We start from the raw sequence: 18,365 nt of genomic DNA on the forward strand, positions 1-18,365 counted from the left end.
CGCCTATGACCAGTGGGAGAGTCACGGTGTACTTCGCCGCACTGCTCGCGCGCACCGAAGACGGGTGGGAAGCGAGCGACACAGAGCTCGACGATGTGGAGACCCTGTCGGACCTGGCCGACCTCGCCCGGGAAGCCTCGACCGAGGACGACACGGTGCTCGTGCTGATCGAGCAGGAAGACGGGTGGTTCGGCGTCGTCCGCGTCGACGGCGAGGACGACCCTCGTATCTACGTCTCGGACGCCGCCGCCGCTGCCCGCAGCAGTTATGGAGAGATCCTGCTCACCGACGAACTGCTCGGGAGGGAGCCCGGCGACGACGACGCCGATCTGGACTCCCTCGACCTCGACGGCACCGAGGACGGTGAGGACGAGGACGACGGCGACGAGGACGGCCCGTCCGCCGAGGCCGTGCCGCACAGCCCCGTCGGCGACGTCGAGATCCTCGACGACCTGGGTGTCAGCGCCAAGGAGCTGCGCATCCTGGACGAGGACGCCCTGAGCGCGATCGCCGAGGCCCTGGGCGCCTCCGAGGTCCTGGAGACCGTCCGCTGACCGCACCGGCGACCGCAGGAGGAACTCCGGACCCGGTGCGCGACCCGTGGCGGGCCGCGATGCGGCGCGCGCTGGACGAGGCCGGACGGGCCGGCGGGGACGTCCCCGTCGGCGCCGTCGTGCTGGCCCCGGACGGCTCGACCGTGCTCGCGGCCGGGCACAACGAGCGGGAGGCCACCGGCGATCCGACGGCGCACGCCGAGATCCTCGCGATCCGCCGGGCGGCGGCCGAGCTCGGCGAGTGGCGGCTGTCCGGCTGCACGCTCGTCGTCACCCTGGAGCCCTGCACGATGTGCGCGGGCGCGCTCGTGCAGTCCCGGGTGGACCGCGTCGTCTACGGCGCCCGCGACGAGAAGGCCGGGGCCGCCGGCTCCCTCTGGGACGTCGTACGCGACCGGCGGCTCAACCACCGCCCCGAAGTGATCGAGGGAGTCCTGGCCGAGGAGTGCGCCCGCCTCCTCACCGACTTCTTCCGGTCCCGCTGAGTCCTGCCCCCTGTCCCGCCGAATACCGATTTCAGAGCACTGCCCGGCGTGCTGTAAGGTCTCCCTCGGTAGCGTGTCCGAGCGGCCGAAGGAGCTCGCCTCGAAAGCGAGTGTGGCGCAAGTCACCGAGGGTTCAAATCCCTCCGCTACCGCTTGAAGAAGGGCCCCGTCGAAAGACGGGGCCCTTCGTGCGATCATGTGCGGTCGTTGGGCAACTTGTGACTCGGGAGGCCGCGGTGGCGGTGAATGCGAAGAAGATCGCCGTCTATGCGCTCGTGGTCTTCGCCCTGTACGTGATCATCACAGACCCCGCCAAGGCCGCGGACTACGTCCAGATAGGGTTCGAGGGCATCTCGGACGCCGCGAAGGCCATCGGCGACTTCTTCACCTGGCTGGCCAACGGGGCCCACTAGCTAGGAGCGCGCATGATCCGGCATCTCGTCCTTTTCAAGCTCAACGAGGGCGTCCTGCGCGACGATCCGCGCGTCGCGGCGGGCGAGGAGGCCTTCCGGGCGCTGGACGGGAAGATCCCCGAGATCCGCTTCTGGGAACTGGGCTGGAACCTCAGCGACCGCCCCATCGCCTACGACTTCGCCATCAACTCCGGCTTCGAGGACGCGGCCTCGCTGCGGCGCTACGTCGAGCACCCCGAGCACCAGGCGGGCGTGGCGCTGTGGAAGGAGTTCGCCACCTGGGTGATCGCCGACTACGAGTACTGAGCCGGCCCGCGAGGGCCCCGCACCGGGACCGGTGTGGGGCCTTTTCGCATGCTTTTCCCCAACTTGCCCTCAACACGGCGTAATGCGGTGCTTGCACACAGTCCACATCTCTTGTGATGCTATGACCACTTTTGACGGATGAGTTGATCGATTGCGAGGCGGAGTTGACCGTGCCGGCCAGTACTGCGCCTCAAGCACCGCCCCAGGAAGCCGCGTCGGAGACCGCGACAGCCCCGACCGAGGCCGCACCGCCGCGCAGCCGCGGCGCCGACACCCGGGCGCTGACCCAGGTGCTCTTCGGCGAGCTCAAGACGCTCAGTCCGGGCAGCCCCGAACACATCCGGGTGCGCGGGGCGCTGATCGAGGCCAACCTCCCGCTCGTGCGCTACGCGGCGGCCCGCTTCCGCTCCCGCAACGAGCCGATGGAGGACGTTATCCAGGTCGGCACCATCGGGCTGATCAACGCGATCGACCGCTTCGACCCGGACCGGGGCGTGCAGTTCCCGACCTTCGCGATGCCGACCGTGGTCGGCGAGATCAAGCGGTACTTCCGCGACAACGTCCGCACGGTCCACGTCCCGCGCCGCCTCCATGAGTTGTGGGTCCAGGTCAACAGCGCCACCGAGGACCTGACGACCGCCTTCGGGCGCACCCCGACGACCGCCGAGATCGCCGAGCGGCTGCGCATCACCGAGGAGGAGGTCCTCTCCTGCATCGAGGCGGGCCGCTCGTACCACGCGACCTCCCTGGAGGCCGCCCAGGAGGGGGACGGACTGCCGGGCCTGCTCGACCGGCTCGGTTACGAGGATCCCGCCCTGGACGGCGTCGAACACCGGGATCTCGTCCGCCATCTCCTCGTACAACTGCCGGAGCGGGAACAGAGAATCCTTCTGCTGCGCTACTACAGCAACCTCACCCAGTCACAAATCAGCGCGGAACTCGGCGTCTCCCAGATGCACGTGTCGCGGCTACTCGCGCGTAGCTTCCAGCGGCTGCGATCCGCCAATCGGATCGAGGCATAAGAGGCGCACAGGCGCACGCCCCGCAACACCGCAGATCGCAAACAGGATCGACGCGTAACCTGGGAGAGCGAATCGCTCACCAGGGATGTTCCTGACGTTTCTGTGCCGAAAAAGCCTCAGACCCCCTCTTTCCAGGGCCGATTCGTATCTCACGTGTCGACATGTCACTACAGCGTGTTGCCGACATGTGACATTCTTCCCCAAGCGCGTTTGCCGGGGCTTCGGCTCCGGTATTCAGGTGAAGGCTGAACTCCTCGCCGAGGGGACTTCGGCCGCGACCGTCCCGCGACCCAGAGGGGGTGGCATGTCCGCAGATCAGGGCAGCTCGAAGGTGCTCACGCTCACGAAGAGCGATTCCGCGCCCGCCGACGCCGTGCTCGACGAAGCTCCGGTGGTTCAGGCGCCCGACGCCCCGGCCATCCCGGCCCCGGAGAACATCGACACCCGCACCCTGTCCCGCTCCCTTTTCCTGCGGCTCGCCGCACTCGACGAGAACAGCCCCGAGCGCGCGTACGTGCGGGACACCCTCATCGAGCTCAACCTCCCGCTGGTGCGCTACGCCGCGGCCCGCTTCCGCTCGCGCAACGAGCCGATGGAGGACATCGTCCAGGTCGGCACGATCGGCCTGATCAAGGCGATCGACCGGTTCGACTGCGAGCGGGGCGTGGAGTTCCCGACCTTCGCGATGCCGACCGTCGTCGGTGAGATCAAGCGGTTCTTCCGCGACACCTCGTGGTCGGTGCGCGTGCCGCGCCGGCTGCAGGAGCTGCGGCTGGCCCTGACGAAGGCCAGCGACGAACTCTCGCAGAAGCTCGACCGCTCCCCGACCGTGCCCGAACTCGCCGCCGTGCTCGGCGTCTCCGAGGAGGACGTGGTCGACGGCCTCGCGGTCGGCAACGCCTACACGGCCTCCTCGCTGGACTCCCCGGCCCCCGAGGACGACGGCGGCGAGGGCTCCCTGGCGGACCGCCTGGGCTACGAGGACACCGCCCTGGAGGGCGTGGAGTACCGCGAGTCCCTGAAGCCGCTGCTGGCCAAGCTGCCGCCCCGCGAGCGGCAGATCATCATGCTCCGCTTCTTCGCCAACATGACGCAGTCGCAGATCGGCGAGGAGGTCGGCATCTCGCAGATGCACGTCTCCCGCCTGCTGACCCGCACTCTGGCGCAGCTGCGCGAGGGGCTCATCTCGGACTGAGCGAACCCCGGCCCGGGGGTTCCTATTTGACGGAGCGTCAGCCACCATGGCGCGATGCTGCGCGGGACTACTGGGACGACATGGACACGTGGCCGTCGAGGCGCCCTGATCGGCGCGTCGGCGGCCGTCGTCTGCCTGGGCGCCGCACTGGCGGCGTGCGGGGGCGGCGGTCCGGGCGAGGGCTACGTCGCCACCGGAGCGGCCGGCGGCGCGCCCCGGGCCTCGGGCGCGGCGGCGGCTCCGACGGGCGGGGTGACGCTCGTACCCCTGGACGGGGCCCAGGACGGCAGCGACTCCCCCGCGGCGGGCGGCAGTTCGCGCGGTGTGCCGGACGGTCTGCCGGCCGGAACGGCAGCGGCCCCGGCCGCCGGGACCGCGTCGGCGGGCGGCGGCAGGGCGAGCCACAGTGGCAGCGGGAGTGGCACCGGCAGCGGCGCCACGTCCGGCTCCGGGAGCCCGGCTTCGCCGTCGCCGACGGCACCTCACGGCTCCGAGGCGCCCGCCGGGCCCGCCGAGCTGAGCTGGAGCGGGCCGAAGCGGAAGGCGACGGACCGGCGCTGGTGCGAGGACGTGACGCTGACCTTCACCAACTCCGGCGGCACGCCGGTCCGTTCGGGCACGGTCACGTTCGGCACGCACATCATCGGCGCGCTCGGCATCGACTGGGCGACGCGGACCTCCGACGTACCGCTCCCGGCGCCGATCGGCGCCGGGGCGGACAGGAAGAAGACCTGGACGGTGTGCGTGGACGACTGGCGCGTGCCGCTGGGCATGCACATCGAGACGCGGGACGTCACCGTCCGGTGGAAGTGACCTGAGCTCTCGCTACATCATCGCGAGCCAGGCGACGGCCGCCACGACCGCCACCGCGACGACGATGCCGACGATCAGGCCGATCCGGGGACCGGAGGACGCCGGGGCCTGCTGGCGGCCCTGCCGGCCCTGCGGGCCCTCGTCGACGAACGCGCGGAACATCTGGGTGCTGCCAGCGGGGTCGTGGTTGCCCTGGGGGCCCTGGGGGTTAGCCATGGCAGGAGACCCTAGCGAATCACCGGGTGCGGCCCAAGTGGGGGGCGACCGACCTCTACAGCCTCTCGACAATCACTCTCACCTGCATGTTTACGTTCGCAATACTTGCCTTTGCCAAGTTTTTGTCCCACACCCGGCCATTTTGTTTGCCTGCAGCAACCAACAACTCTTATGGTTGCCCTAAGCAACGAACGTGGGAGGTGGGATGGCCGAGCGGACGCAGTACGAGGAGCTGATCAGGCAGTTCAGCGCCTTCGGTGCCGTGAAGCGGGAGCTCGGCCGGATCCTGCCGTCCGACTGCCCGAGCGGCAGCGCCGCCGTACTGACCCTCCTGGGCCGCTACGGAGACATGCGCATGAGCAAGCTCGCGGAGCTGCTCGCCGTGGACATGTCGGTCACCAGCCGCCATGTCGCACACCTCGCCGACCGCGGCTGGATCGACCGCTCCCCCGACCCGGCGGACAAACGGTCCCGGATCGTGCACCTCACACCGGCGGGCCTGGCCCGCCTGGAGGAGCTGTCCGAGCGGACCACGCAGCTGCTCGCCGAGCGGCTCGCCGACTGGAGCGACGAGGAGGTCGCCCAGCTCACGCGGCTCATGACCCGGCTGCGGGCCAGCTTCGACGACTGCCGCCCCGCGCCGCCGCGACTGCCGCCGCCGGCCGTCGCACTCGAACCGACCACCCGTACACCCGCGAGCACTTGAGAAAAGGAAGCCCATGGCAACGACCACACCAGCCGGTGTGCGGGCTCATGCCAAGCACGGGGGAGGCTCCGCCGAGCACGCCCCGATGACGCACCGGCAGATCATGGAGGCGCTCTCCGGGCTGCTGCTCGGCATGTTCGTGGCGATCCTGTCGTCCACGATCGTCACCAACGCGCTGCCGCACATCATCAGCGACCTCGGCGGCGGTCAGTCGGCCTACACCTGGGTCGTCACCGCCTCGCTGCTGGCGATGACCGCGACCACGCCCCTGTGGGGCAAGCTCGCCGACCTGTACAGCAAGAAGGCACTCGTCCAGATAGCCCTGATCATCTACGTGCTGGGCTCGATGGCGGCCGGTCTGTCGCAGAACCCGGGCATGCTGATCGCCTGCCGTGTCTTCCAGGGCATCGGCGTCGGCGGCCTGTCCGCCCTCGCCCAGATCGTGATGGCCGCGATGATCTCCCCGCGCGAGCGCGGGCGGTACTCCGGCTACCTGGGCGCGACCTTCGCCGTCGCCACCGTCGGCGGCCCGCTGCTCGGCGGTGTCATCACCGACACCTCGTGGCTGGGCTGGCGCTGGTGCTTCTACGTCGGTGTCCCCTTCGCCGTCATCGCGCTGATCGTGCTGCAGAAGACGCTGCACCTGCCGGTCGTGAAGCGGGACGTCAAGGTCGACTGGGGTGGCGCCACCTTCGTCGCCGCCGCCGTCTCGCTGCTGCTGGTCTGGGTCACCTTCGCCGGTGACAAGTACGACTGGCTGTCCTGGCAGACGTACACCATGGTCGGCGGTTCGATCGTGCTCGGCGCGCTCTTCATCCTGATCGAGTCCAAGGCCGGCGAGCCGATCATCCCGCTGCGCCTGTTCCGCAACCGCACCATCACGCTCGCGTCGCTGGCCTCGCTGTTCGTCGGTGTCGCGATGTTCACCGGCACGGTCTTCTTCAGCCAGTACTTCCAGCTGGCCCGGGACAAGTCCCCGACGATGTCCGGTGTCCTGACGATCCCGATGATCGGCGGTCTGTTCGTCTCCTCCACCGTCTCGGGGCAGTTCATCACCCGCACCGGGCGCTGGAAGGCGTGGCTGGTCAGCGGTGGCGTGCTGGTCTCGGCCGGCCTGGGCCTGCTCGGCACCATCCGGTACGACACGGACTACTGGAAGATGGCCATCTTCATGGCCCTCATGGGTCTCGGCATCGGCATGATGATGCAGAACCTGGTGCTGTGCACGCAGAACCAGGTCGAGCCCGGCGACCTCGGCTCGGCCAGCTCCACCGTCACCTTCTTCCGTTCGCTCGGTGGTGCGGTCGGCGTCTCGGCGCTCGGCGCGGTCATGTCCCACCGGATCACGCACTACGTCCAGGAGGGCGCCGCCGCCCTCGACCCGAAGTTCCGGGCCGCGCTGGCCGGTTCGAGCAACTCCAACGACAGCATCCCGGACCTGAGCAAGCTGCCGACGCCGCTGCGCACGCTCCTGGAGTCGTCCTACGGCCACGGCATCGCCGATGTCTTCATGATCGCCGGCGGCCTCGCGGCCCTCGCGTTCCTGATCAGCCTGTTCATCAAGGAGGTCCCGTTGCGCACCAAGGGCGGGCTGGCGCAGGCCGCCGCCGCGGAGGAGGCCCCCGACGCCGGTGCCGAGTCCGAGGCGGCTCCGGCCGCCGCCGAGGCCGCGGCCGCCGCACCGGTCACCGAGAAGCTCCCGAGCTGGGCGATCTCGGAAACGGCCGCCGCCGCCGACGGCACCCAGCGGCTCGCCGCGGTCGCGACCATCGCGCGGCCCGAGGAGTCCGCCTCCTCCGGCGGCACCCCGGTGCGCGGCTTCGTGCGCGGCAACGAGAGCGCGCCCGTGCCGCAGGCCGCGGTCACGCTGATCTCGCTCGCGGGACGGCAGCTGGGCCGGTCGGTCGCGCAGGCCGACGGCTCCTACGCCCTCGAGGCGCCGGGCACCGGCTCGTACGTCCTGATCGCCTCCGCCGACGGCTTCCAGCCGCAGGCGTCCACGGTCGTGGTGAACGGCGAGCCGGTCTCGTACGACATCCTGCTCAGCGGCACCAGCGGGCTGAACGGTGTGGTGCGGGCCGCCGCGACGGCGCTGCCCGTCAAGGACGCCATGGTCATCGTGACCGACGTGCGCGGTGATCTGCTGGCCACCCAGGCCACCGGTGAGCAGGGTGAGTTCTCCTTCGCGGAGCTGGTGCCGGGCGCCGTGACCATCGCGGTCAACGCCGCCGGGTTCCGGCCGCGGGCGCTGCCCGTCGAGGTGGGCGGCACCGGCGTCACCCGGATCGAGGTCGACCTCGACTCGGGCGCCCAGCTCCAGGGCGTCGTCCGGGCGCCGCACGGTCCGCTGGCCGACGCCCGGGTGACCCTCGTGGACGGGGCGGGCAACGTGGTCGGCACCGCGACCACGGGCGCGGACGGCGCGTACGCCTTCACCGACCTCGACAGCGGCGAGTACACCGTCATCGCGACGGGCTACGCGCCGGTCGCGACGGCCCTGACGGTCAACGGCCGCGGCGTCGACGACCACGACATCGAACTGGCCCACCCGGCCGAGTAGTTCGACCTCCGGCCCGTGGCAGGTGCGCTTTGAGCGGCGGTACACCTGCCACGGGCCGGACTCTTTACGACCAGAAGCACGTGCAGGGAGAAAACGGGATGGGACTGTCCGCGAAGATCCGTACGCGGGACGGATGGGCCGTGTCGCACGCGGTCGTCACGGTGACCGACATGACCGGCACCCAGGTGCTGCGCGCCGAGGCGGACGCCGACGGCGCCGTGCGGGACGCGACCGCGCTCGCGCCGGGGGCGTACACCGTCATCGTCACGGCGCTCGGGTACGCGCCCGTCGCCTCCAGCGCCCTCGTCACCGCGAGCGGGCGCGCCGAGCTCGGGGCGGTGACGCTGTCCCGGCAGGGCGGCACCGAGCTGCCGCCGCCCGGGCCGTGGACCATCGACCCGGCGCACTCGTCGGTGGGCGCGGTCGCCCAGCACCTGGGCATCTCCAGCGTGCACGGCCGCTTCACCGACTTCGCCGGGCGCATCGAGATCGCCCCGGACGAGGTGGAGAAGTCCCGTGTGGAGGCGGTCATCCAGGCGACCTCCATCGACACGGGCAACGGGATGCGCGACGGCCATCTGCGCTCGGCGGACTTCCTGGACGTCGAGAAGTTCCCGGAGATCACCTACCGGTCCACGGGCCTGACGACGGCCGGCTCCGACCGCTGGACCGTGCACGGCGAGCTGACCCTGCACGGGGTCGTACGACCGGTCGACCTGGACCTGGCGTACCTGGGCACGGGCCTGGACCCGTGGGGCGGCACGCGCGCCGCCTTCCGCGCGACGACCGAGCTGCGCCGCGAGGACTTCGCCATGAACTACAACCAGGTGCTGCAGGCGGGCATCGCCGCGATCGGCACCACCCTGAAGGTCGAGCTGGACGTCCAGGCGGTGCAGGGCGAATCCCTGCCCCAGGCGTAGGCACGGCAGGAGCAGGCTGAGCGGGGACCGGGCGCCTACGCTGGCGGCATGGCACCCAACATCGCTACGAACACGACCGTCTCCCGCGACGACCTGCTCGACTTCGTACGGCCCCGGCACCGCGCCATCCTGCTGACCCGGCGCGCCGACGGCAGCCCGCAGGCCTCACCGCTGACCTGCGGTGTGGACGACTCGGGCCGGATCGTCGTCTCCACCTACCCGGAGCGCGCCAAGACCCGCAACGCCAAGCGGGACGAGCGGGTCGGCCTTGTCGTGCTGAGCGACGACTGGAACGGCCCGTGGGTGCAGATCGACGGCACCGCCGAGGTGATCGACTCCCCGGAGTCCGTGGAGCCGCTCGTGGAGTACTTCCGCAACATCTCCGGCGAGCACCCGGACTGGGACGAGTATCGCGAGGCGATGGTCAAGCAGGGCAAGTCGATCATCCGGGTCACGCCCGTGCGGTGGGGGCCGGTGGCCACCGGAGGCTTCCCGGCACGGCTGGCGCCCGAGCAGTAGCGGCACGGCCGGCCACCGAGCAGTGGTCAGCTGCGGGACACCATCGCCTCGATGCCCGCCACCAGCAGGTCCAGGGCGAAGGCGAAGTCCCGCTCGCGCATCTCCTCCACGGTGTCGCCGCCGCGGGCCGCCATGATGTCGGCGTTCTGCCGGACGATCGCGGCGGCCCCGGGGGCCTGGTTCACCGCGCTCATGGCGTGCTGGAAGTACTCGTCCTGGGTCATGCCGGCGGCGGCGCAGCGCGCGATGAAGTGGCCCTCGATGGTGCCGAAGCCGTAGACGAACTGGAAGACGGCCGACAGGGCGCCGGACAGGCCGTGCACGGGCAGGCCCGTCTTGCGGATGATCTGCTGGACCGACTGGGAGAAGGCCAGCGAGTTCGGGCCGATGTTCAGGAAGGTGCCGGCCAGCGGGGACAGCCAGGGGTGGCGGACCAGCAGGGAGCGGTACTCCCTCGTCAGCGCGCGCAGCTGGTCGCGCCAGTCCTCGTCGGCCTCCGGGTCCGGCAGGGTCAGCTCGCCGAACGCCGCGTCCAGGGCGAGTTCGAGAAGGTCGTCCTTGGTGTCCACGTACCAGTAGACGGACATCGCGGTGACGTTCAGCTCGCCGGCCAGCCGGCGCATCGAGAACTTGGCCAGCCCCTCGGCGTCCAGGAGCCGGACGGTCACCTCGGTGATCCGCTCCCGGTCCAGCCCCGACGGCTGCCCACCGCGACCGCTCCGGCGGACCTTGCCCTCCAGCCACACACTGGTCCGCGCCGCACGCTCGGCTGCCCTCACCATTGGCGCACCTTCCTAGACGTCCGTTCACTGATCAAGATGCTAGGCGGCGGCCGACCCATAGCGGCACGGGGAACCGTGCGAGCAACCCCGTTCGGTCCGCATCCGACGGACGGTCGACGCCGCCCGAGCTCTCAGGCGACCAACACCCCCGAGTCTGCCCGCTCCGCGCGACGCAGCAACGCCGCGGCCAGCAGCCCGCCGAGCAACACGGCGACGGCACCGACCAGCTGACCGGTCCGCAGCCCCGCGGACAGCCCCGCGGAGGGTGTCCGCGACGTCAGCACGGCGCCGAGCACCGCCACCCCCAGGCCGTTGCCGAACTCCGCGAGCGTCCCGTTGATCCCGGCGCCCACCCCCGCCTTCTCCGGAGGTATCGCGCTCATGATGGCGTGTGCCATCGCCGGGTTGGCGATCGCGCAGCCGCCGCCGATCAGCAGCAGCCCCACCAGCGTCCCGGCGTAATGGCCCGTGTCCAGTACGGCGATGGACACCAGACCCGCCGCCATCAGGACCATGCCCAGCGCGATCGACACCGGCGTGCCGAGCCTGGCCGACCACTTCGCCGACAGGCCCGAGAAGTTCAGGGCCACGACGGTCAGCGCGAGCGGCGCCGTGCGCAGACCGGCCTCCAAGGGGCCGTAGCCGAGGACGAATTGCAGGTGCTGGGTGAGCAGGAAGAGAGCGCCGCCCATGCCGAAGGTGATCAGTACCGCTCCGGTGACGGCGCCCGTGAACCGCCGGTCCCGGAAGAAGTGCAGGTCGAGCATGGGGTACGGGACGCGGCTCTCCCAGTACGCGAACACCGTCAGGACCACGAGGGCGACGGCCGCCGTGAGCAGGACGCGTCCCGACGTCCAGCCGTGCCCGGGGCCGGAGATGATCGCGAACACCAGCGAGGCCATGCCGATCGTGGAGAGCAGGGCACCGAGGAGGTCCGGGCGGTCGCCGCGGGGGTTCCTGGACTCGGGGACCAGGAGCACGACGGCCACCAGGGCGAGCGCCGCGACCGGCAGGTTGATCAGGAAGATCGCGCCCCACCGGAAGTGGTTCAGCAGGAAGCCGCCGATCAGCGGTCCGGCGGCGAAACCGAGCGCGTTGACCGCGGCCCAGATGCCGATGGCCCTGGGCTGGTCCTCGGCCGTGAAGATCTGCATCACCACGGCGAGCGTGGTCGTCAGCAGGAGTGCGCCGCCCACGCCCATGCCGGCCCGCGCCGCGATCAACTGCCCTGTGGTGTCGGAGAGTCCGGCCACCAGCGAACCGGCGCCGAACAGCACCAGCCCCACGATCAGCATCTTCTTGCGGCCGTAGCGGTCGGCGGCGCCGCCCGCGGTCAGCAGCAGGCCGGACTGGACGAGGGAGTAGGCGTTGATCATCCACTGGATGTCGGACGTCTCGGCGTGCAGCTCCCTGGTGAGGGAGGGGATCGCCACGTTCAGGACGGTGTTGTCGAGCAGCACGGTCAGCTGCGCCAGACAGATGACACCGAGGATCAGCCAGCGTTGGGGGTGGCCTTGGAGAGCGGACATGTTGTACACCGTATGGCACTAGCCATACGGTGTACAACAACGTTGCCGACCGCTCGTGCGCCGCGTCAGCCGCTCGCCTTCTGCGTCAGGTCGTAGAAGGTGGCCGAACCGGCCGTCACCTTCTTGAAGTTCTTCTCGACCCACGACGTGATCTGCGAGGAGCTGCCGCTGCTGCTGCCGCCCATGCCGCCGCCGGTGCCCGACGAGACGAAGTAGTGGATCTTCCCGTCCGCCACGTACTGCTTGAACTGGGCCAGCGTCGGGGACGGGTCGGTGCCGTTGAAGCCGCCGATCGCCATCACCGGGTCGCCGGTGGAGAGCTGGTAACTCGCCGCGTTCTGGGCACCGATGGCCGCGGCGACCCAGGTGTACTGCGAGGAGTCCTTCTCCAGCAGCTTCTTCGCCTGGGAGCTGACGCTCGCGCCGTTCAGCAGGCCGCCGCCACCGCCGCCGCCAGGGCCGCCCTGCCGGTTCTGGCCCGGCATGCCGCCGGCGAAGCCGCCACCCGGGAAGCCGTTGCCGTTCCGGGTGCTGCCGTTGCCGTTCTGCTGCCCCTGCCGGCCTTGCTGGTTCTGGCCGTTCTGGCCGTTCTGGCCGTTCTGGCCCGGCATTCCGCCGCCGCCGAAGCCGCCGCGCATGCCACCGCCGCCCGGGCCGCCGCCCATCATGCTCGCGCCGGACGGACCGGCCGTGACGATGGAGCCGGTGTGGCCCTCCTGAAGGGTGCTGAGGGTGTACGCGGTCGGGCCGGCCAGCGCGGCCACCAGGCCCACCGCCGCCGCCCCGAGGGCGAGTTGGCGACTGACGCGGCCCGCGAAGATCAGGCCGAGCGCGGCGGCCAGACCGCCGATCAGGACCAGGTACTTCAGCCAGGGCAGGTAGTCCGAGGTGCGGTTGAGGAGCACATAGCCCCAGGCGGCACCGGCCACGACCGCGGCCGCGAGGGTGAGCGAGGCCCAGGTCTCGCGCCGCTTCTCCCACAGGAGCGCGGACCCCATGCCGGTCACGGCCGCGATGTAGGGCGCGAGGGCCACCGTGTAGTACTGGTGGAAGATGCCCGCCATGTAGCTGAAGACGATCACCGTCATCAGCAGCGAGCCGCCCCAGACCAGGAACGAGGCGCGGGTGGCGGACGTCCGCCCGAGCTTCCGGGTCGCGACGAGGCCGGCGGCCAGGAGGATCAGCGCGCTCGGCAGCAGCCACGAGATCTGGCTGCCGATCTCGGAGTTGAACATCCGGTTCCATCCGGTCTCGCCCCACATGCCGGAGCCGGTGCCGCCGCCACCGCCGCCCACGCTGCCGGTCTCGTCGCCGCTCAGGCGGCCGAACCCGTTGTAGCCGAAGGTCAGTTCGAGGAAGCTGTTGTTCTGCGAACCGCCGATGTAGGGGCGCGAGGACGCCGGCCACAGCTCGACGATCGCGACCCACCAGCCGCCGGCCGCGACCAGCGCGCCGGTGGCGAGCGCCAGCTGGCCGAGCCGCTTCTTCACCGGCACCGGCGCGCAGACCGCGTACACGATCGCGAGCGGCGGGAGGATCAGGAAGGCCTGCAGGGTCTTGGCGAGGAACGCGAAGCCGATCGCGGCGCCGGCCCACACCAGCCACTTCGTCCGGCCGTCCTCGACCGCGCGGACCACCATGTAGCAGGCGACCGCCATCAGGAGCGCCAGCATCGCGTCCGGGTTGTTGAACCGGAACATCAGCGCCGCGACCGGAGTGAGCGCGAGCACCGCGCCCGCGATCAGACCGGCGGCGGGGCTGAACCGGCGCCGTACACCCGCGTACACGACGGCGACCGTGGCGACGCCCATCAGGACCTCGGGGACCAGGATCGCCCAGGAGTCGAGGCCGAAGATCCGGACGGCGAGCTCCATAGGCCACAGGGAGGCCGGGGGCTTGTCCACGGTGATGGCGTTGCCGGCGTCCAGCGAGCCGAAGAAGAACGCCTTCCAGGACGTGCTGCCGGCCTGCACGGCCGCCGAGTAGAAGGAGTTGGCGTAGCCGGAGGCGCTCAGGTTGTAGAGGTAGAGCAGGAGGGTGGCGGCCAGCAGGCCGAGGAAGGCCGGGCGCACCCAGCGCGGGTCCTCGGGGCGGCCGCGCCAGAGTCTGCGCACGAAGGGCTGCCGGGGCTCGCCCGCCTGGGGCGCGGTGGGGAACACCGGCTCCGCCGTGGCCGGGGCGGACGGGGTGGCCGTGGCAGAGGGGGCGGCCGTGGGAGGCGGGCCCCAGGAGGACGGTGCGGGTCCCCCGTCGTGGGTCGTCCGGTCGAAGTGGGTGGTCATCGGGGGTCCTTCGGATCGGTCTCGGTCGGACGCACCGGCTGAAGGTGCAGGGTGGCGTCCTCCCAGCTGCGGTCCGCGACTTCACCGGCGCGGATCTGGGTCGTCTCGTGGTGCTGGTGCGCGACGGGGTACGCGACCGGGCGCTGCGGCAGCGGGGGCTGGTGCGCGTGCTCCCCGTACGGCTGCTCCCCGTACGGCTGCTGCCGGTATTGCGGGTGGGCGGTCGTGGCGTAGGTCGGCGAGGACGGGTTGTGCGAGACCACCACGGTGGACTTCTCGCCCTCGGCGCGGTCGGGGAAGACCCAGGCGCGGAAGAGCAGGAAGCGCAGGACCGTCGCCGCGAGGTTGGCGGCGACCAGGACCGCGAGTTCGGTGGAGTGCGCGGGGTTCGACGTCGCCGCGTTCAGGGCGGCGAGCGATCCGCTGGTCAGCGCGAGGCCGATGCCGAAGACCACGAGGCCCTGCGCCTGGTGGCGGACGGCGCCGCCGCGGCCACGCACCCCGAAGGTCAGGCGCCGGTTGGCGGCCGTGTTCGCCACGGCCGAGACCAGCAGCGCGAGCGCGTTGGCGATCTGCGAGCCGCCGAACTGCCGGAAGAGGCTGTAGAGGAGCAGGTAGAAGAGGGTCGACAGACCGCCGACGACACAGAACCCGACGAGCTGGCGGGCCAGCCCCTTCGGTACGTCCTGGATGTCGCGGTCGCGCGGGTCGTCGCCGAACGGCCGGGTGATCCGGTCCAGCGGCAGCGAACCGGTGGCCAGGGCCTTGCCCACCCGCCACACGCCCTTGAGGTCCTCGGTCGCCGTCTTCACGATGTGGACGGTCGAGTCCGGGTCGTCGACCCAGTCGACGGGCACTTCGTGGATACGCAGCCCCGCCCGCTCGGCGAGGACCAGCATCTCGGTGTCGAAGAACCAGCCGGTGTCCTCGACCAGCGGCATCAGCACCTGCGCGACATCACGCCGGATCGCCTTGAACCCGCACTGCGCGTCGGAGAAGCGCGCCTGCAGCGAGCCGCGCAGGATGAGGTTGTACGCGCGGCTGATGAACTCCCGCTTGGGCCCGCGCACGACGCGGGAGGAGCGGGCCAGCCGGGAGCCGATCGCCAGGTCCGAGTGGCCCGAGATCAGCGGCGCCACCAGCGGCAGCAGGGCGTTGAGGTCGGTGGAGAGGTCCACGTCCATGTAGGCGAGGATCGGCGCCTCGGCGGCGGACCACACCGTGCGCAGCGCGCGGCCCCGGCCCTTCTGCTCCAGGCGGAAGTTGGCGACCTCGGGGATCTCCGCCTCCAGCCGCGCCGCCACCAGGGGCGTCGCGTCGGTCGACGCGTTGTCCGCGATCGTGATGCGGAACGCGTACGGGAACGTGCGCCTGAGGTGCTCGTGCAGTCTCAGCACACACGGCTGGAGGTCCTTCTCCTCGTTGTAGACGGGGATCACTACATCCAGGACGGGCGTACCGGCGTCGCCGGCCGGGAGGTGCTCCCGCGCCGGCAAGGTGCCGGGAGAAGAGTCGGTTCGCATGCGAACGACTCTGGTCAAGCGCCCTGTTGCACCCATGTGGTGGCACTGTGCTGCGCCTGTGAGTGCGATTGCCCATTCGTTTCGGGCGCCGGCTGGGGAAGCGCCGGGGCAAGCGCCGGCAGATGCACGGTGAACACGGTGCGTCCGGGCACGCTGTCCACGGTCACCGCACCGCCGTGCGCGGTCGCGACGGCCTGCACGATCGCAAGTCCGAGGCCGGTGGAGCCCGTTGCGCGGGAGCGCGCGGAGTCGCCGCGCGCGAACCGCTCGAAGACGTGCGGGAGCAGCTCGGCCGGGATGCCCTGGCCGTTGTCCTCCACGTCGACGCACATCCACGGCCCCCGGCGCTGCACGCGTGCGGTGACGGTGGTGCCGGGCGGGGTGTGCTTGCGGGCGTTGCCGAGCAGATTGACCAGCACCTGCTGGACACGGGCCGCGTCGGCGCTGACCAGCGCGGGTTCGTCGGGCAGGTCGAGGCGCCAGTTGTGGTCCATGCCGGCCGCGCGGGAGTCGCTGACGGTGTCGACGACGAGCGGGACGAGGTCGGTCTGCTCGAACTGCAGTGGCCGTCCGGCGTCCAGCCGGGCGAGCAGCAGCAGGTCCTCCACCAGGAGCGTCATCCGGCCCGCCTCGGACTCGATACGGCCGAGGGCGTGGCGGGTGTCGGGGCCGACCTGCTCCCTGCCGCGTCTGGTCAGTTCGGCGTAGCCGCGGATGGAGGCCAGGGGCGTTCTGAGCTCGTGGCTGGCGTCCGCGACGAACTGCCGTACCCGCATCTCGCTCTGCTGGCGTGAGTGCAGGGCGCTGTGGACGTGGTCCAGCATGCGGTTGAGCGCGGCGCCGACCTGGCCCACCTCGGTGTGCGGATCGGTCTCGGACTCGGGCACCCGCTCGCTGAGGTTCACCTCGCCGGTGTGCAGGGGGAGTTCGGAGACCCGGGTCGCGGTGGCGGCGACGCGGCGCAGCGGGCGGGTGGCGACACCGACGAGCGCGTACCCGGCGATGACGGCAGCACCGAGCCCGGCGGCGGTGACGCTGACTTCCACGAGGATGAGGGTGTTGATGGTGCTGTCGGTCTCCTGGGTGGGGAGGCCGACGTAGTAGCCGCTGCGGTACTCCACCCGGTAGCTGCCGAGTCCCGGCAGCTCCACGGTGTGCGGGTTGCCGTCCTGGGAGACCTGGTTGAGCGCGGTCTTCTGGGCGTCGGTGAGGTCCTTGGCGCTCATCTCGTAGGTGGAACTGGACTTCTTGCCCACCTTGCCGTCGGTGACGCTGCCGTTGACGACGGTGGCCGCGACCGTGCCGCTGGGCTGCGGACCGTGTTTGACGAAGTCGTCGAGATCGGTCGTCTTCCCGATCGGGTTCTGGACGCCCTGTCCCGGCAGTGCGCCGTCCTTGCCCATGCCGGGCGGCTTGAAGTTCCCCGACGCGCGGGCCGTGGCCTCACGCAGCTGTCCGTCCAGCTGGTCGTAGAGATGCGAGCGCAGCGCCAGCGTCGTCACCGTGCCGATCACCGCGCACACCACCGCGATCAGCACCACGGACGCGACGACGAGCCGCGCCCGCAGGGTGCGCGGCTGTCCCGCCCGCCGCCTCTGCGCCCGCGGTCGTCGCCGTCCGCTCATGACGCGGCGGGCTTGATCAGGTAGCCGGCACCGCGCCGGGTGTGGATCATCGGCTCCCGCCCGGCGTCGATCTTCCGGCGCAGATACGAGATGTAGAGCTCGACCACATTGGCCTGCCCGCCGAAGTCGTACGACCACACACGGTCGAGGATCTGGGCCTTGCTGAGCACGCGCCGCGGATTGCGCATCAGGAAGCGCAGCAGCTCGAACTCGGTCGCGGTGAGGTGGATGTTGTCCCCCGCCCGCGACACCTCGTGGCTGTCCTCGTCGAGCGTGAGGTCGCCCACGACCAGCACGGAGTCGGAACGCCGGTCGGCGGCGCCGGAACGGCGGATGAGACCACGCAGCCGCGCCACGACCTCCTCCAGGGAGAACGGCTTGGTGACGTAGTCGTCGCCGCCGGCGGTGAGACCGGCGATACGGTCCTCGACCGCGTCCTTGGCGGTGAGGAAGAGGACCGGCACGTCCGGCAGCTCGCGGCGCAGCCGGCCGAGGATCGTCAGGCCGTCCATGTCGGGCAGCATCATGTCGAGGACGACGGCGTCCGGCCGGAACTCCCGTGCGGTCTGGATGGCACCCGTGCCATCTCCCGCGCTCCGGATCTGCCATCCCTCGTAGCGAAGGGCCATGGACAGCAGTTCGGTGATCGACAGCTCGTCGTCCACCACAAGCACGCGGACGGGGCTCCCGTCCGGCCTCAGCAGTTCGGTGCGCCCCTGGGGCGAGGTCGTGGTCATGGTGGAAACACTGTCGGTGCGCTCTGAGAGCACCCTTTCGGCAACCTGTGAATTGCCTGAGAAACGCACAGGGGCCTCTCAGCAAACCCCTGGGAAGCTCCTGCCTGGCGCTCACCGCACGGACCGGCACCCATCATCGACCGGGCCGGGGTGATCAGGGCGTAAAACCTGCCTGTGC

18 protein-coding genes and 1 tRNA gene are annotated in these 18,365 nt (G+C 70.8%); 12 read left to right on the forward strand and 7 right to left on the reverse strand.

Annotated elements, in window-relative coordinates; translation table 11 throughout:
* Positions 1-26: 26 nt before the first annotated feature.
* The 8 genes from ACFU97_RS22095 (at position 27) to ACFU97_RS22130 (ending at position 4,788) form a co-directional block, all read left to right on the forward strand.
* Complete coding sequence (locus ACFU97_RS22095) at positions 27-554, forward strand: hypothetical protein (RefSeq protein ID WP_384259357.1); 528 nt, start codon at positions 27-29, stop codon at positions 552-554.
* Positions 555-613: 59 nt separating this feature from the next.
* Positions 614-1,039 (forward strand): tRNA adenosine(34) deaminase TadA, encoded by a 426-nt coding sequence (gene tadA, locus ACFU97_RS22100; RefSeq protein ID WP_384259359.1) that lies wholly within the window; start codon positions 614-616, stop codon positions 1,037-1,039.
* A gap of 67 nt (positions 1,040-1,106) precedes the next feature.
* Positions 1,107-1,191 (forward strand) — tRNA-Ser (locus tag ACFU97_RS22105).
* Positions 1,192-1,275: 84 nt separating this feature from the next.
* Complete coding sequence (locus ACFU97_RS22110) at positions 1,276-1,452, forward strand: hypothetical protein (protein ID WP_384259040.1); 177 nt, start codon at positions 1,276-1,278, stop codon at positions 1,450-1,452.
* Positions 1,453-1,464: 12 nt separating this feature from the next.
* Entirely contained in the window at positions 1,465-1,758 is a 294-nt protein-coding gene (locus ACFU97_RS22115; RefSeq protein WP_384259042.1) for a Dabb family protein, read from the forward strand.
* Between the two features lie 170 nt (positions 1,759-1,928).
* Positions 1,929-2,780, forward strand: a complete 852-nt coding sequence (locus tag ACFU97_RS22120; RefSeq protein WP_384259044.1) for an RNA polymerase sigma factor SigF — start codon at positions 1,929-1,931, stop codon at positions 2,778-2,780.
* Between the two features lie 304 nt (positions 2,781-3,084).
* On the forward strand, positions 3,085-3,975 hold the full coding sequence (locus ACFU97_RS22125) for an RNA polymerase sigma factor SigF (RefSeq protein ID WP_384259046.1): 891 nt from the start codon (positions 3,085-3,087) through the stop codon (positions 3,973-3,975).
* Positions 3,976-4,029: 54 nt separating this feature from the next.
* A complete protein-coding gene (locus ACFU97_RS22130) occupies positions 4,030-4,788 on the forward strand; it encodes a hypothetical protein (RefSeq protein WP_384259049.1) in 759 nt (252 codons plus the stop codon).
* Between the two features lie 12 nt (positions 4,789-4,800).
* Here ACFU97_RS22130 and ACFU97_RS22135 read toward each other — a convergent pair whose 3' ends face one another.
* Entirely contained in the window at positions 4,801-5,004 is a 204-nt protein-coding gene (locus ACFU97_RS22135) for a hypothetical protein (protein ID WP_384259051.1), read from the reverse strand.
* Positions 5,005-5,209: 205 nt separating this feature from the next.
* Here ACFU97_RS22135 and ACFU97_RS22140 point away from each other — a divergent pair, with 205 nt between their 5' ends.
* The 4 genes from ACFU97_RS22140 (at position 5,210) to ACFU97_RS22155 (ending at position 9,709) form a co-directional block, all read left to right on the forward strand.
* The gene (locus ACFU97_RS22140) at positions 5,210-5,710 is read left to right on the forward strand and encodes a MarR family winged helix-turn-helix transcriptional regulator (protein ID WP_384259053.1); all 501 of its coding nucleotides are present in this window, start codon (positions 5,210-5,212) and stop codon (positions 5,708-5,710) included.
* A 13-nt stretch (positions 5,711-5,723) separates the two neighbouring features.
* Complete coding sequence (locus tag ACFU97_RS22145; RefSeq protein ID WP_384259056.1) at positions 5,724-8,270, forward strand: MFS transporter; 2,547 nt, start codon at positions 5,724-5,726, stop codon at positions 8,268-8,270.
* A gap of 98 nt (positions 8,271-8,368) precedes the next feature.
* A complete protein-coding gene (locus ACFU97_RS22150) occupies positions 8,369-9,190 on the forward strand; it encodes a YceI family protein (RefSeq protein ID WP_384259058.1) in 822 nt (273 codons plus the stop codon).
* Positions 9,191-9,238: 48 nt separating this feature from the next.
* Positions 9,239-9,709, forward strand: coding sequence for a PPOX class F420-dependent oxidoreductase (locus ACFU97_RS22155; protein ID WP_384259060.1), 471 nt, complete (start codon positions 9,239-9,241; stop codon positions 9,707-9,709).
* A gap of 26 nt (positions 9,710-9,735) precedes the next feature.
* On the opposite strand, the gene ACFU97_RS22160 is transcribed toward ACFU97_RS22155, so the two are convergent.
* The 6 genes from ACFU97_RS22160 to ACFU97_RS22185 all read right to left on the reverse strand — a co-directional run bounded on the left by ACFU97_RS22160 (position 9,736) and on the right by ACFU97_RS22185 (position 18,187).
* Positions 9,736-10,491 (reverse strand): TetR/AcrR family transcriptional regulator, encoded by a 756-nt coding sequence (locus ACFU97_RS22160; protein WP_384259062.1) that lies wholly within the window; start codon positions 10,489-10,491, stop codon positions 9,736-9,738.
* A gap of 131 nt (positions 10,492-10,622) precedes the next feature.
* Entirely contained in the window at positions 10,623-12,020 is a 1,398-nt protein-coding gene (locus ACFU97_RS22165) for an MFS transporter (RefSeq protein ID WP_384259064.1), read from the reverse strand.
* Between the two features lie 65 nt (positions 12,021-12,085).
* Positions 12,086-14,302: a glycosyltransferase family 39 protein gene (locus ACFU97_RS22170; RefSeq protein WP_384259066.1), complete on the reverse strand. Its 2,217-nt coding sequence runs from the start codon at positions 14,300-14,302 to the stop codon at positions 12,086-12,088.
* Complete coding sequence (locus ACFU97_RS22175) at positions 14,299-15,825, reverse strand: glycosyltransferase (protein ID WP_384259068.1); 1,527 nt, start codon at positions 15,823-15,825, stop codon at positions 14,299-14,301. The genes ACFU97_RS22170 and ACFU97_RS22175 overlap by 4 nt, the downstream gene beginning before the upstream one ends.
* A gap of 14 nt (positions 15,826-15,839) precedes the next feature.
* Complete coding sequence (locus tag ACFU97_RS22180; RefSeq protein WP_384259070.1) at positions 15,840-17,450, reverse strand: ATP-binding protein; 1,611 nt, start codon at positions 17,448-17,450, stop codon at positions 15,840-15,842.
* Positions 17,447-18,187 (reverse strand): response regulator transcription factor, encoded by a 741-nt coding sequence (locus tag ACFU97_RS22185; protein ID WP_384259072.1) that lies wholly within the window; start codon positions 18,185-18,187, stop codon positions 17,447-17,449. Before ACFU97_RS22185 ends, ACFU97_RS22180 begins: the two co-directional genes overlap by 4 nt.
* Positions 18,188-18,365: the final 178 nt, after the last annotated feature.

The sequence above is a fragment of the Streptomyces sp. NPDC057616 genome (assembly GCF_042800575.1).
In the GTDB taxonomy this organism is placed as follows: domain Bacteria; phylum Actinomycetota; class Actinomycetes; order Streptomycetales; family Streptomycetaceae; genus Streptomyces.

Coding starts and splice junctions, on each gene's coding strand:
- ACFU97_RS22115 (WP_384259042.1), top strand. CDS start 1,465: ATGATCCGGCATCTCGTCCTTTTCAAGCTCAACGAGGGCGTCCTGCGC.
- ACFU97_RS22180 (WP_384259070.1), bottom strand. CDS start 17,450: ATGAGCGGACGGCGACGACCGCGGGCGCAGAGGCGGCGGGCGGGACAG.
- ACFU97_RS22165 (WP_384259064.1), bottom strand. CDS start 12,020: ATGTCCGCTCTCCAAGGCCACCCCCAACGCTGGCTGATCCTCGGTGTC.
- ACFU97_RS22150 (WP_384259058.1), top strand. CDS start 8,369: ATGGGACTGTCCGCGAAGATCCGTACGCGGGACGGATGGGCCGTGTCG.
- ACFU97_RS22185 (WP_384259072.1), bottom strand. CDS start 18,187: ATGACCACGACCTCGCCCCAGGGGCGCACCGAACTGCTGAGGCCGGAC.
- ACFU97_RS22140 (WP_384259053.1), top strand. CDS start 5,210: ATGGCCGAGCGGACGCAGTACGAGGAGCTGATCAGGCAGTTCAGCGCC.
- ACFU97_RS22170 (WP_384259066.1), bottom strand. CDS start 14,302: ATGACCACCCACTTCGACCGGACGACCCACGACGGGGGACCCGCACCG.
- ACFU97_RS22130 (WP_384259049.1), top strand. CDS start 4,030: ATGCTGCGCGGGACTACTGGGACGACATGGACACGTGGCCGTCGAGGC.
- ACFU97_RS22155 (WP_384259060.1), top strand. CDS start 9,239: ATGGCACCCAACATCGCTACGAACACGACCGTCTCCCGCGACGACCTG.
- tadA (WP_384259359.1), top strand. CDS start 614: ATGCGGCGCGCGCTGGACGAGGCCGGACGGGCCGGCGGGGACGTCCCC.
- ACFU97_RS22125 (WP_384259046.1), top strand. CDS start 3,085: ATGTCCGCAGATCAGGGCAGCTCGAAGGTGCTCACGCTCACGAAGAGC.
- ACFU97_RS22145 (WP_384259056.1), top strand. CDS start 5,724: ATGGCAACGACCACACCAGCCGGTGTGCGGGCTCATGCCAAGCACGGG.
- ACFU97_RS22160 (WP_384259062.1), bottom strand. CDS start 10,491: ATGGTGAGGGCAGCCGAGCGTGCGGCGCGGACCAGTGTGTGGCTGGAG.
- ACFU97_RS22175 (WP_384259068.1), bottom strand. CDS start 15,825: ATGCGAACCGACTCTTCTCCCGGCACCTTGCCGGCGCGGGAGCACCTC.
- ACFU97_RS22135 (WP_384259051.1), bottom strand. CDS start 5,004: ATGGCTAACCCCCAGGGCCCCCAGGGCAACCACGACCCCGCTGGCAGC.